This window comes from Actinoplanes hulinensis (assembly GCF_019429605.1).
Lineage (GTDB): Bacteria > Actinomycetota > Actinomycetes > Mycobacteriales > Micromonosporaceae > Actinoplanes > Actinoplanes campanulatus.
Genome location: NZ_JAHXZI010000015.1, coordinates 128,628 through 139,985, shown reverse-complemented (window position 1 = coordinate 139,985; position 11,358 = coordinate 128,628). Strand labels below are relative to the sequence as shown.

General features: G+C 71.5%; 14 protein-coding genes and 2 tRNA genes. 4 read left to right on the top strand and 12 right to left on the bottom strand.

What is annotated here, in order from left to right; all coding sequences use genetic code 11:
• Position 1: 1 nt before the first annotated feature.
• The 6 genes from KZ829_RS27210 to KZ829_RS27185 all read right to left on the bottom strand — a co-directional run bounded on the left by KZ829_RS27210 (position 2) and on the right by KZ829_RS27185 (position 3,060).
• Positions 2 to 76, bottom strand: a tRNA-Lys gene (locus tag KZ829_RS27210).
• A gap of 17 nt (positions 77 to 93) precedes the next feature.
• Positions 94 to 165, bottom strand: a tRNA-Pro gene (locus tag KZ829_RS27205).
• Between the two features lie 302 nt (positions 166 to 467).
• Positions 468 to 1,061 (bottom strand): transposase, encoded by a 594-nt coding sequence (locus tag KZ829_RS27200; RefSeq protein WP_308285679.1) that lies wholly within the window; start codon positions 1,059 to 1,061, stop codon positions 468 to 470.
• Positions 986 to 1,531: a helix-turn-helix domain-containing protein gene (locus KZ829_RS27195; RefSeq protein ID WP_220146755.1), complete on the bottom strand. Its 546-nt coding sequence runs from the start codon at positions 1,529 to 1,531 to the stop codon at positions 986 to 988. The genes KZ829_RS27200 and KZ829_RS27195 overlap by 76 nt, the downstream gene beginning before the upstream one ends.
• 501 nt (positions 1,532 to 2,032) lie before the next feature.
• Positions 2,033 to 2,686 (bottom strand): hypothetical protein, encoded by a 654-nt coding sequence (locus KZ829_RS27190; protein ID WP_220146754.1) that lies wholly within the window; start codon positions 2,684 to 2,686, stop codon positions 2,033 to 2,035.
• Between the two features lie 140 nt (positions 2,687 to 2,826).
• On the bottom strand, positions 2,827 to 3,060 hold the full coding sequence (locus KZ829_RS27185) for a hypothetical protein (RefSeq protein ID WP_220146753.1): 234 nt from the start codon (positions 3,058 to 3,060) through the stop codon (positions 2,827 to 2,829).
• 113 nt (positions 3,061 to 3,173) lie between these two features.
• Between KZ829_RS27185 and KZ829_RS27180 the strand changes: the two genes are divergently transcribed.
• The 4 genes from KZ829_RS27180 to KZ829_RS27165 all read left to right on the top strand — a co-directional run bounded on the left by KZ829_RS27180 (position 3,174) and on the right by KZ829_RS27165 (position 4,817).
• Complete coding sequence (locus tag KZ829_RS27180; protein ID WP_308285678.1) at positions 3,174 to 3,650, top strand: NUDIX domain-containing protein; 477 nt, start codon at positions 3,174 to 3,176, stop codon at positions 3,648 to 3,650.
• Between the two features lie 74 nt (positions 3,651 to 3,724).
• The gene (locus KZ829_RS27175) at positions 3,725 to 3,919 is read left to right on the top strand and encodes a hypothetical protein (RefSeq protein ID WP_220146752.1); all 195 of its coding nucleotides are present in this window, start codon (positions 3,725 to 3,727) and stop codon (positions 3,917 to 3,919) included.
• Between the two features lie 311 nt (positions 3,920 to 4,230).
• Positions 4,231 to 4,500: a hypothetical protein gene (locus KZ829_RS27170; protein WP_220146751.1), complete on the top strand. Its 270-nt coding sequence runs from the start codon at positions 4,231 to 4,233 to the stop codon at positions 4,498 to 4,500.
• Positions 4,497 to 4,817 carry a BrnA antitoxin family protein gene (locus tag KZ829_RS27165; protein ID WP_246636330.1) on the top strand — a complete coding sequence of 107 codons (321 nt, stop codon included), beginning with the start codon at positions 4,497 to 4,499 and terminating at the stop codon, positions 4,815 to 4,817. Before KZ829_RS27170 ends, KZ829_RS27165 begins: the two co-directional genes overlap by 4 nt.
• Before the next feature lie 46 nt (positions 4,818 to 4,863).
• On the opposite strand, the gene KZ829_RS27160 is transcribed toward KZ829_RS27165, so the two are convergent.
• The 6 genes from KZ829_RS27160 to KZ829_RS27135 all read right to left on the bottom strand — a co-directional run bounded on the left by KZ829_RS27160 (position 4,864) and on the right by KZ829_RS27135 (position 11,320).
• On the bottom strand, positions 4,864 to 5,439 hold the full coding sequence (locus tag KZ829_RS27160) for a carbonic anhydrase (RefSeq protein WP_308285677.1): 576 nt from the start codon (positions 5,437 to 5,439) through the stop codon (positions 4,864 to 4,866).
• A 55-nt stretch (positions 5,440 to 5,494) separates the two neighbouring features.
• Positions 5,495 to 5,983 carry a DnaJ family domain-containing protein gene (locus KZ829_RS27155; protein WP_220146749.1) on the bottom strand — a complete coding sequence of 163 codons (489 nt, stop codon included), beginning with the start codon at positions 5,981 to 5,983 and terminating at the stop codon, positions 5,495 to 5,497.
• 12 nt (positions 5,984 to 5,995) lie between these two features.
• Entirely contained in the window at positions 5,996 to 7,237 is a 1,242-nt protein-coding gene (locus tag KZ829_RS27150) for an MFS transporter (protein ID WP_220146748.1), read from the bottom strand.
• Positions 7,238 to 7,501: 264 nt separating this feature from the next.
• On the bottom strand, positions 7,502 to 8,809 hold the full coding sequence (locus KZ829_RS27145; protein WP_220146747.1) for a hypothetical protein: 1,308 nt from the start codon (positions 8,807 to 8,809) through the stop codon (positions 7,502 to 7,504).
• 115 nt (positions 8,810 to 8,924) lie between these two features.
• On the bottom strand, positions 8,925 to 9,461 hold the full coding sequence (locus KZ829_RS27140; RefSeq protein ID WP_220146746.1) for a DUF6529 family protein: 537 nt from the start codon (positions 9,459 to 9,461) through the stop codon (positions 8,925 to 8,927).
• 2 nt (positions 9,462 to 9,463) lie between these two features.
• Positions 9,464 to 11,320 carry a protein kinase domain-containing protein gene (locus KZ829_RS27135; RefSeq protein WP_220146745.1) on the bottom strand — a complete coding sequence of 619 codons (1,857 nt, stop codon included), beginning with the start codon at positions 11,318 to 11,320 and terminating at the stop codon, positions 9,464 to 9,466.
• Between the last annotated feature and the right edge of the window lie 38 nt (positions 11,321 to 11,358).

The following is an 11,358-nucleotide window of genomic DNA, read 5'->3' as shown; positions in this document are numbered from 1 at the left end:
ATGGACTTGGAGGCGGGACTCGAACCCGCGCCCTCCCGGTTAAGAGCCGGGTGATCTACCGCTGATCTACTCCAAGATGACCTCTACCCTTCGACATGGAGGCGGGACTCGAACCCGCGCCCTCCCGGTCCCAAGCCGGGTGATCTACCGCTGATCTACTCCATGAGACGCCGACACCCTAATCGCCATGGTCAACAGCCGCGACACGTATACCTCGATCACACCGTCGCCGAACGAGCACGGATCCAACCTGGGCTGCGAAGTCGTACGTGGGCATCAACCCGGGTCTCGGCTCAGGCCTGTCCCGCCGAGGCTTTCGTGCCGAACCGATCGATGCTCGGACACCGCGCTACAAGATCACTCCTGGTGTGGAAGGACCATGACAATCATGCCGGGCCAGTGCGGGAGACGGCCCGTCGGTAACAACGGACCGACGAACAGCGTTTACTGAGTTTTCGGGGTCGGGGTCAGGGCGGTGCCAGGCCGCTGGTGGCGAGGAATCCGTAGGCAAGCGTGGGCTGGTATTGCATCCGCTTGAGACGGTTCTTGACGACGTCGAGGAGGTCGTTGATGCCGCCCGGGGCGAGGTTGGCCAGGCCGCGTTTGAGGCTGGACCACAGGTTCTCGACCGGGTTCAGTTCGGGCGCGTAGCCGGGCAGTCGGTAGACACGTAGCCAGGGCCGAGCGGTGATCAAGGCGCGCATCTTGGCGGATCTGTGCTGGGGCAAGCCGTCCCAGATCAGCACGATCGGGCCGCGTAGTTGCTGATGGGCGGCGTCCAGCAGGTCGGCGAAGTGGTCTTCGCGGAAGCCTTTCGGCTCGCCTTTACGTCCTCGGTGGAGCATGGTGCGGTAGATGATGCGCGGCCGGTGCCCGGTGCGGTAGGCGACGATCCCGGCCAAAGAGAGTTTGCGGCCGCCGCGGCCGGCGACTGTCACGATCGGGGTGTTGCCTCGCCGGGCCCAGGTCCGGGCCCGGGCTGGTCTCAGCGAGATGCCGGACTCGTCGGCGAAGCAGATCCACGCGCCCAGCCTGCGCGCGACTCTTTTACCGCGGGCCACTGATGCCGCTTGAAGTGTTCGATGGCCTGCTCGTCGCGTTCGGCGGCCCGCAGGATCGGCTGCTGCGGGGTGTAGCCGGCGCGGTGCAGCGTCTCCCACACGGTGGCGATGCTGACGGTGAGGTGCAACATCCGGCCGATCATCGTGCGGACCCGGGCCAGCGTCCACCGCTGGTCCTCGTCCCAGCCGGCCGCGGCCGGGCCCTCGTCCAGTTTCTGGATCAGCTTCTGCACCTGTGCCTCGGACAGCTTGCGGTCCGGGCCTGGCGGGCCTTTTGAGGTTAGGGCATGTTCGCCGCCGGCCTGCCAGGCCCGCCGCCACGCGTAGGCCGACTTGGTCGAAATTTCCAGCTCGGCGGCGACCTGCGGCGCGCTCTGACCGGCCGCGAACATCCGCGCCGCCTGCCGCCGCACCTGTTCCCGGCGGGCGCGTTGCTGCGGGCCAACCCCACCGCCGTCCCCGTATCTCATGCCCTAACTAGACAGCAGAGTCAAACCGTCCGGAATCACTCAAAGCGGCGATGTGACGCGAGAGTGACCTCGACTCCAGAAGCTCAGTAGGTGTTCAATTTGCTGAACGGCTCCGCCAGGGTGGTCACGTGGCGAATGCCCGAGAGCGGATGGCGGAGTGGCAGCCTCGGCGGCGGGTGCTGATGCGGGTAACGCGTGCTGCGTGGCGGCTGGAGCAGGCTGAGCGGGAGCGGGCGTGGTCGCTGGTGTCCGCCCGCCGGATGGGAGTCTCGGTTCGGGAGACCGCCGCGGCGGCTGGTCTGTCACCTACTCGGGTGCACCAGGTCGTCACGGAGGCCGACTTGAGCGCGGTGGAGACGCAGCTGGGTGCGCTACGTGACCGCGGCCGTGGGCTTTGCGTCCCGGCAATCCGCTGCCGCGTGAGCCTTGCGGCCTCTACGCCCCTTCATCGTTGGGCCGCTCATCATCGGCATCCAGCCGGACCGCGCGGGGTGCAGGTCGTCAGGTGGGGGTGCAGGTCAGTGGGGGCGCTGCGGCGTCGACGTCGTCCAGTGACAGGGTCTGCTCACAACGGCGGTCTGGCGTCTCCGCCTCGATGACCACGTTGTGGTAGTTCTCGACCGTCGCGGCGAGCTGCGCTACGGAGAGGCCGTCGCGATCGGCGGGGACAACCGAGCGTGCCAGCAGGACGCGGCTGGTTTGAGGCTGACCGTATTCATCCGGATCTTCCTGTCCCTCAGCGAATAGCTTGGTGTCGACCACGCTGCCGGCGGGCAGGCCCGGCACGGACAACTGCACGGACAGGGCCATTGGCCCGGCGGCGCGGGTCAGCTGGAGAGCCACTGTCGGGGCGGCCGGGGCTGCCATCGTCTTCTGCTCGGTGCGGAGCACCACGAGCAGGGTTGCCACGGCAGCCAGGACGACCGCCACCATGCTGAGTGTTCCAGCGGCCATGATCAGGCGGGCACCTCGACGGGTCCGCTGCGATCCGGCGCCGTCCAGGCTGCGGGAAGGCAGCGTTACCCAGAGCTGACCGGCGACCGCCGCGATGACGCCGATCAGCGCAGCACCCACCGCGAGCACGGCCAGGACCTGTGCCGGCGTCGATCGAGCGAGCCGGTCGGCCGTGACCAAGCACAGTCCGGTCAGCAACACACCGAGCACGCTGATTGCTGTGACCGCTGGAATTGCGGCCGAGCCTGGTCCGAGCGATGGCGACGTGGGCTGCTGTGCTGCTACCTCGTCCACCGTGCCCCCGAAGGTTTGTAATCAGCCTGTGCCGCTGGCCCGCGCCTTTACGCGCCTGCGCCGTGCGCGCAGCACGTCGGCGGCATATCGACCGGGTCGAGACTGGCACACGACAGCGGCAGCCGCCCGTAGTTCTCACAGGAATCAACGGTTCGATGGCCACGCGCGGTGTTGCGCTCCTCGATCTTGCCCTTCTGGTTGGCGTGGAAGCCGGGCAGAACGTGCGACTCGACGCCGAGCGCGACGATGACCCGGGAGGTGTCGTCGACGAACATCGTCACCCACGGCGTGCTCGCCGGTCCGCGCGGCGGCAGCACCAGGATCGGCAGGTTCTTGTGGTCGCCTTCCGTTGAGCGAGGCCTTCGCGGGTGCGGCTGGTGGATAGCCTGGCGCGGTGACCAATGACGACTTCACCGCCACGTTGCCGCGTAAGCGGATGGGGGCCGGGGTGCTGCTGTCCGACGATCGCAGCCGGGTGCTGCTGGTAGAGCCGACCTACAAGGACTACTGGGAGATCCCGGGCGGCGCGGTCGATGCGGATGAGTCGCCGTACACCGCGGTGGGGCGTGAGCTCAAGGAGGAGCTGGGGCTGCCGGTGCAGCCGGGCCGGCTGCTGGTGACCGACTGGGTGCCGCCGCGCCTGGGCCGCACCGAGGGCCTGATGATGGTGTTCGACGGCGGGACCCTCACCCCGGAGCAGACAGCACGGATCCAGCTCCCGGCCGCGGAGCTGCGCAGCTGGGCTTGGTGCACCGAGCAGGATGCCGGGCAGCGGCTTTCCGAACTGCTGGCCCGCAGGATCTTCGCTGCGCTGCGGGCGCGGGCCGAGAACACCGCGGTCTACCTGGAGAACGGCTTCTTCGTCGCCTGATCCGCGTGGCGACGTGCGCGGGCGCCGCGACCAAAGGCTCGGTGACCAGCGGCCGGAACCCGGCGAAGTGCTGATTGAAGATCGCCAGCCCGGTTCCGGGCTGGCCCGAAGCAGCGTTCGAGGCCCTGCTCACGGCGGAACACGACGTGCCGGAAGAAGTCCGCTACCGGCCCTGGGCCCAGCAGCTCACCCGCGACCTGCTCGCCGCCCCGGCCAGCCACGGCCTCTCCGGAATCCGCGCCTTCGCGTCGCGCGTCGGCGCCGCATAGCCCCACTGGTGCAGCGGCGCCTGCGGCCGGGTCACCGATCCGGTCGGGCGCGACCAGGACCCGGCTGCCGCACGACGCCCCCCGGAGGCGTGCCCTGACCGGGCCCGGCGGCGGGAACCCGGGCTGTGGGGGCATCGGATAGCCGGGGCCGGTCTGCGGCTCATACGAGGGCGGGTAGCGATGGGCTGATTCGGTGGCAACGAACGACGAACGGCTGAGCGATGCCCGCCACGGGTGATGAGCCCGGCCCTGAGATGCCACATCGGCGCACCCGGCTCGACAGCGTTTAACAAACGTTTTACGCTGGCGGCGTGGGATACGAGTGGCTGGCAGAGGCGCTGGCCGCCCTCCGCAACGTCGACCCGCACGAGGTCACCCAGGTACTGTCGGCCGGACAGCGCCGACCGATGGCAGCCGAAAGCGCGGGAGTCCGGTTCCTCACGATCAGCGCCCGCACCCACGCCGGACGACCACTGATCGTCGCCGTCCGGCTACTCGGTGACCACGAGCAACAAATCATCGGCGCCCGGGAGATGACCCCCGACGAACTCGCCCGGTTCCAGGCATGGGAGGCGCAGTGAGCCAGTACAGCGACCAACAGATCACCGCAGCGGCCACGGCATTCGCCGCCGGCGACGTCCGGTACGACGAAACCGCCGCCGCCCCGCTGCCACCGGCACCGGAGACGGAACCGATGGTGCCGCTCGGCCTGCGCGTCCCAGCCCCACTGGCACAGCAGATCCGTGCCGCCGCCAGCCAGGCCGGAGTGCCCTACTCCCAGCTCATCCGCGAATGGATCGAACTCGGTCTTGCGGAGATGGCCACCGACAAGACCGTTTCCCTGGCAGTGCTCCGGCGCGCCATCGCCCACGTCGCCGCGACCGGGCACGCCGCATAGCGCGGTAACGGCACGGCCCGCCCGGTGCCCTGCCCGGGCTGACGACTCACCCAGGCTTGCGATCGACCGGCTGGTAAACCTGGGTGACTGTTCCGCGGGCCAGGTCGTACCGGGCCGCGACGATGTCCACCGCCTGCAGCGGGACCGCCGACCACAACCGCAACTCCTCGACCGTGTAGACCGTGTGCCGGGCGATGATCTCCTCGGCGGTGACGGCGCCCTCGTGCCGGGCCCGCCGCACGCTCAACGCGATCCGCTCGGCGATCCCCCGGATGTGCCCGGGCGGCGCCACCCCCTCGTCGACCAGCCGGATCGCCGCCGCCACCGCTCCGCACCGGTCGTGCCCGAGCACCACGATCAGCGACGTTTGCAGGTGCCCGACCGCGTACTCGACCGACCCGAGCACCGTGGTGTCCAGCGTGTGGCCCGCCGTACGGATCACGAACAGATCGCCGATCCCCTGCCCGAACACGGTCTCCACCGGCACCCGGGAGTCCGAGCAGCCCAGCACCACGGCCATCGGATGCTGGCCGCCCACCGTCTCGGCCCGCCGCACGGCGTCCCGGCCACCGGTCGCCCACTGCTCGTTACCGTCCAGCAGTCGCTTCCAGATCTCGTGCACAGGGGTCTCCCCGCGGTCGGGTGAGGATGCGGTGGTCCCTTCAGTACCGCACTGATCATGTGCCGGATGTGGTTGATCTCCTCAACCGGGGGCGGAAACGCCGCCACCAGGATGTCCGCGGCGCGGTCACGGCCACCGGCGTCGGTTCGGTCCGGTTCTCCCGCCAGCGGGCCACGACCTCCTCGGCGTCCACCCGGCGGGCGACCGGACCGTGGTCGGCCGGCCGCCGCCAGGACTCCTCGACCCGCTGATTCAGCTCGCCCACCACCCGCCGGACCGCCGCCTCGTCGAGGAGCCGCCCCACCGTGTGGTCGATGTCGTCGGCCTCCCGGCGCAGCAGCAGCGGGGCCGGCAGCGACAGGTCGGTGGACACGTCCTCGCGCCGCAGGTAGCCACGCACCCACCAGTCCTCGTCGGCCTCACCCTGCGGCAGCGGACGGCCCGTGCCGGGCAGCCCGTCGAAGTCGCCCCGGTCGACGGCCTCACCGATCCGTTGCTCGACCCACGACTCGTAACTCATGCCCGCCGGTTTGCGCTCACTCATCGCCGTACCAGATTAGGTCGTTTCTCCGGCGTCGTGACGCCACAGGTCGGGGACCGTCCGGATCAGCAGCGCGACCGTCAGCACGGTGAGCGTGCCACCGGCGACGATCGCCGTGCGGGCGCCGGCCGCCGCGCCGCCGAGCCCGTGCAGCATGTTCGCCAGCTGCGGGCCACCCATCAGGACGACGGTGAGCGATCCCTGGAGCCGGCCGCGCAGGGCGTCATCGGTGTACGCCTGGGAGATCGCGTTGCGGAACGTGCTCAGCACGAGGTTGACGGCCCCGCCCGCGCCCAGAGCCACCACGGCGACGAGCAGGTTGGGAGCCAGGCCGAGCAGGATCACACACCCGCCCCAGGCCATCGCGGCCGACGCCATCAGCGCGCCGTGCCGCCGGGCCCGGCCGAACGTCCCCGACAGCAGGCCGGCGAGCAGCACACCGGCCGGGTACGCGGCGTACAGCACCCCCAGCTCGGTGCCGCCGCCCGCCGCACCGCCGTAGGTCCGCTCGGCCAGCTCCGGCAACAGCGCGTGCGGCATCGCGAAGACCATAGCGGCCAGGTCCACCGCGAGGATCGCGACCAGCAGCCGGTGCCCGGCGAGATAGCGGAAGCCGTCGCCGAGCCGCCGCAGCACACCCCCGGCGGCGACCACCGGTGGCGGCATCGCCGGCAGCCGGGCCACCGCCCACAGCACGAGCCCGAGCGCCAGCGTGTCGAACAGGTAGAGCGTGCCGAGCCCGACCACCGGAATCAGTACCCCGGCGAGCAGCGGACCGGCGACCGCGCCGCTGTATCGGGTCAGTGAGCTGAGACTGTTGGCCGCGACGAGCAGTTCGCGAGGCACCACCCGGGGCACCGCGGCGCCCGTCGTGGTCAGGGTGACGCCGAAGCTCAGACCCTGCAACGCCACGAGCATGAGCAGCACCGCCACCGAATCGAGCCGGAGAAGCGAGTTCAGCCACAGCCCCAGATAGGACAGCCCGAGCCCGGCGTTCCCGGCGATCAGCAGCCGCCGCCGGTCCATCGCGTCGGCGAGCACCCCCGACCACAGCGCCGACCCGGCGAGCGCGCACAACGAGACCGCCGCCGCCATCCCGACCGTTGCCGACGACCCGGTGAGCGTGAACAGCTGCGCAGGCACCGCGACGAGACTGAACGACCCCCCGACCGCGGTGACCGCCGAAGCCAGCCAGAGCCGCCGGAAGGCCGCCACCCGCAACGGCCGCCGATCAACGAGATACACACCCAACCGCACGACGCCCTCCCACCCGAACCCGGCAGGAGCGAGCCTCAACCCTCCCCCAGGGGCAAGGTCAACCCAACGGGCCGGCTCCCAGAGCTGTTTCCGGCTCGGCGGAACAGCCCCGACAACCAGAAGGGGGGTGCGGCGACAACTGCCACGCCGACCAGCCGGCGCTGTGGCTGCCGCCGGAGGAGAACGGGCGCGGCCTGTGGGCCGACCTGGACGAGGTCATGCCGTGGCCGGAGTGACGAGGTCTTTCGAGGACCGGCAGCGCGGTCAGTACCATCGGTCCCGCGCCGCGGCGGCCCGGGCCTCACGGCGCTGCGTCCCCGCGTTGACCACGACGACGATCGTGCAGACCACCGCCACCAGAGCGACCGGGAACGGCGCCACCCATGTCGCGAGGGCCATGATCGAGTCCCGGTCGTGGTAGCCGAGCAGCGCCGAGGGCAGCACCACCACGCCGACCAGCAGGTGCGGGGCCAGCATCCACCACCAGTGGCCGCTGCCGCCGGCACGCTGGATGACCACCACGCCGATCACGGTAGTGATCAGGCCGGCGGCGAACACGCCGAACAGCGCCAGGATCCGGACCTGGGCCGACGTCGACTCGGACTCGGCGGCGGCCAGCTCGGCGGGCGCCTCGTCCCACGGGGTCAGGCTCGGGAATCCGATCCGCTGCCACTGCCCCGACACGTCGCGGACGGCGAACCCGTCCCGGCCGTTCGCCGCGGCCACCACGTGCCCGCCGTCGACCTCGAGCACCCCGACCGACACGGTCTGCAACTCGTCGATCTCGGTGTCCGCGTAGGTCTCAGCCAGCAGAGCCTGATCCTTGTCAGACAGTCGCCAGTCTACGGTCCAGGGGCCGCCGGCCGTGCTGCTCTGTACGCCGATCTCACCCGGCACCGCCTGGTAGCAGGCCACCGGGGCGGCCTGCGAGCAGTCGGTAGTCCGGATCGGACCGGGGCCCTCGGCCGAGTCCGTCCAGGTCAGGCCACCGTCGACGCTGACCGACCAGTCGGTGCCGTAGCCCTCCTCATAGCCGAGGTACAGGGCGCCGTCGGCGACCGCCACAGTCTGCGCCATCGGGTGCGGCGCCGGGCTCGTCGCGGCCACCCCGGCCAGTGCCAGCGGCAGGAACACGGCCAGCCGAAACGCCCGCAACCAGCGCGGGGCCGGCCGAACGGGCCGCCGCGCGACCCACCACGCCACCCCGAGGAACGGCAGCGCCAGCAGATCGGTGGGATCGGCCCGGATCAGTGTCGGCGTCACCAGGCTCCATGCTGAGGACGCGAGCTCGGCACCGTACCCCGTCGTCTTGACCAGCAGAAACCCGACGCCCACGGTGAGGATCGCACCCGGCGCGACCCACCGGAACGGCGCGCGTGGCGCGATGAGGCCGGTCACGGCCGCGAGCAGCGGCGGCGCCAGCACCATCCCGGCCGCGTCGCTGAGCTTCCCGGTCGCCCAGCCCGGACACGCAGCCTTCAAAATATGGTCATTAACGGCCATGAGCAGCAGTGCGGCCAACGTGACCGGATGCCCTGACCAGGCGAGCGCCTTCCCCCGAACGGCATTCATGGTCGCCACTCTCATCGCCGGACATCACGCTCCGATCCCGGAAGAACACCATTCGGGGTACGCCTACCCGAACCCGATTCCGAAGGGGCGACCGATTGCCACGCGGGACCGGCGCTCACCAACTGACGCCGATGGTGGCGAAGAACCACAGGGCGGACGTCAGCCACAACCCAGCCACCGCCGTGAGCACCACCCCGCCGGCCACCGGCAACGCCCACCCGCTGCCCCGGCCGGGGCGGCTGAGCAGCAGCATCTTCGTCGCGAACGCGCCGTAGAACAGGCACCCGAACAGTGAATGGGCCAGCACCCGGGGCGTGTCGAAGCGCAACCCGAAGCGGTAGAGGCAGTGCACCGCGACCGGCACCGACAGCAGCAGGGCGAGCCGTCCGTTCCATCGGTGCAGGCCGGCCACCCACCCGGGCGCCGGCCGGGTCCGGTAGATCACCACGGCGCTGACCACCTGCACGAAAGCGAGGATCCCGACCCCGGTGGCCAGCCACACCTTCGCGGTCTGCAGGCGCAGGAAACCCACGACGTCGGTGGTGCCGACCGGCTCGTGCAGGCGGCCGTAGACGCCCAGCACGACCGCGACGCCGACTCCGGCGACCAGCGGGAGCCACACCCGGGGCCGGAGCGGGGTCGCGGTCGGCACGGTCAGAAGCCCTCTCCGGTCTCGGCGTCCACGCTGGTCCCGGTGACCGTCGCGCCGTCGATCGTGGTGGTACGGGTGGCGACGTCCAGCCGCGGCGCCGGGCCGGGCACCTCGGCACGGCTCAGCACGCCGACCTGAGTGCCGTCGGCCAGCACGATCCAGCCGCCGTTGACGTCGGCGCCGCCGACCCGGCCGGCCAGCCGGTACAACCCGGACGGCTTGCGCACCACGCCGATCTCGAACCGGTGGCTGGCGCCCTGGACGGTCAGCTCACCGGCCGCGCGGCGGGCGTCGAACAGGCCGGTGATCCGGCTTTCCTTCTTGCCCGTCAGGTTGAGCAGGCCGTTCTGGGCGGTGCCCTTGAGCCACACCTCCAGCCGGTCGCCGTCGCAGACGTAGGCGATCGCCACCCCGTCCCGGATCGAGATGGCCAGCGTGCCGGCGTCGTCCTCGACCTTGCCGGCCAGGGTGACCCGCAGCCGCTCGGCGCTCGGCGTGTTCAGCGGCGGCAGGGCCACCTCGGTGGTCGGCGGCAGGGTCGCGGCCGGGGCGGCCGAGCCGGTGGCCTCCACCGGTGACACCTTCGGCGGCACGCTGACCTGGGTGACCAGGCGGTTGGAGCGTTCGCCGGCGTTGGCGGTCATGTTGATGCCGGCCAGCACCGCGGCGGCCACCACGGCGGCGGCCAGCGTGATCAGCGGGCCCCGGCGCCAGCGGGACGGCTCACGCGGCGGGGCCGGCGCCGGACCGTACTGCCCGCTGTTGGGCAGCTGACCCGCCCAGCCGCCGATGGTGTCCCGCTGCCCCGGCGCTCCCGGCCCGGTCGGTGGCCCCGACGTCACGAACGCGGCCCGCGGCGGCTGCGCGGCTCCGGTACCCGGGTCGCCGAACGCCGCGTGCGGACCCGGCCCCGGGTCGCGGAAGGCGGGACGCGGCGGCTGCGGCGGGGCGGGCGGCGGGAACTGCGGCTGCGGCAGCTGCGGCGGCGGGAACCCGAGCGGCAGCGTGGCCGGCTCGGGATCGTGGTCGGCGGCCGGCATGACGGGCCCCGGCGGCGCGGAGAACCCGGGAACCGGCGCGGGCGTGCCCGTACCCCCGAAAGACGCACCCACCGCGAACTGCCGCAGATAGGCCGCCACCCGCCGGGCCGGCGGCCGTCGCCGGGGATCGGCGGCCAGACAGTCCCGCGCCACCGGCCCGAGCGGCCCCGGCAGCGCCGACGGATCCCCGGTGGCCCGCCCGGTGGTCATCTCCAGCAGCAGCACGCCGAGCGACCACACGTCGGCCGCCGGCGTCGGCGGCGCCCCCTGGAAGATCTCCGGGGCGGTGTACCCGGGCGTCCCGCCGGCCGCGCCCCGATCGGCGTCGTTGAGCAGCACCGCCACCCCGAAGTCGGTGATCCGGATCTCCGGCGGTGTGGATCCACGGCGGACCAGGACGTTCTCCGGTTTGAGGTCGAGATGCACGACACCGTGCTCGTGTGCGGCGGCCAGCGCGGAGGCGGCCTGAGCGGCGACCGTGACGACCTCGCCGGGGGTGAGCCGCCCGCCGCGCATCGACAGGTAGCGCCGCAGGTTGGGACCGTCGACGAACTCCATGACGAGGGCCAGGGTGCCGCCCTCCACGATCAGGTCCCGCAGCCGCACGATCGACGGATGGTCGAGGGCGCGCAGGGCCGCCTCCTCACGGAGGAACAGTTCCCGGACCCGGCGGTCGCCGGCGAGCTCGGGGCGCAGGAGCTTCGCGGCCAACGGCACGCCGCCGTGCCGGCTCGTCGCCCGGCGCACGACCGCCATCGCGCCGCGGCCGATCTCCTCGTGCAACAGGTATTCCCTGCCGAGTGGTTCCTGACCGGCCATCCCGTTACCCCTTGCCATTCGGATCGGCTATGCGCCAC

Excerpts from the sequence above, each read along its gene's own strand:
- KZ829_RS27195 (WP_220146755.1), bottom strand. The coding sequence starts at position 1,531 with ATGAGATACGGGGACGGCGGTGGGGTTGGCCCGCAGCAACGCGCCCGC.
- KZ829_RS27155 (WP_220146749.1), bottom strand. The coding sequence starts at position 5,983 with ATGAGTGAGCGCAAACCGGCGGGCATGAGTTACGAGTCGTGGGTCGAG.
- KZ829_RS27145 (WP_220146747.1), bottom strand. The coding sequence starts at position 8,809 with ATGAATGCCGTTCGGGGGAAGGCGCTCGCCTGGTCAGGGCATCCGGTC.
- KZ829_RS27135 (WP_220146745.1), bottom strand. The coding sequence starts at position 11,320 with ATGGCCGGTCAGGAACCACTCGGCAGGGAATACCTGTTGCACGAGGAG.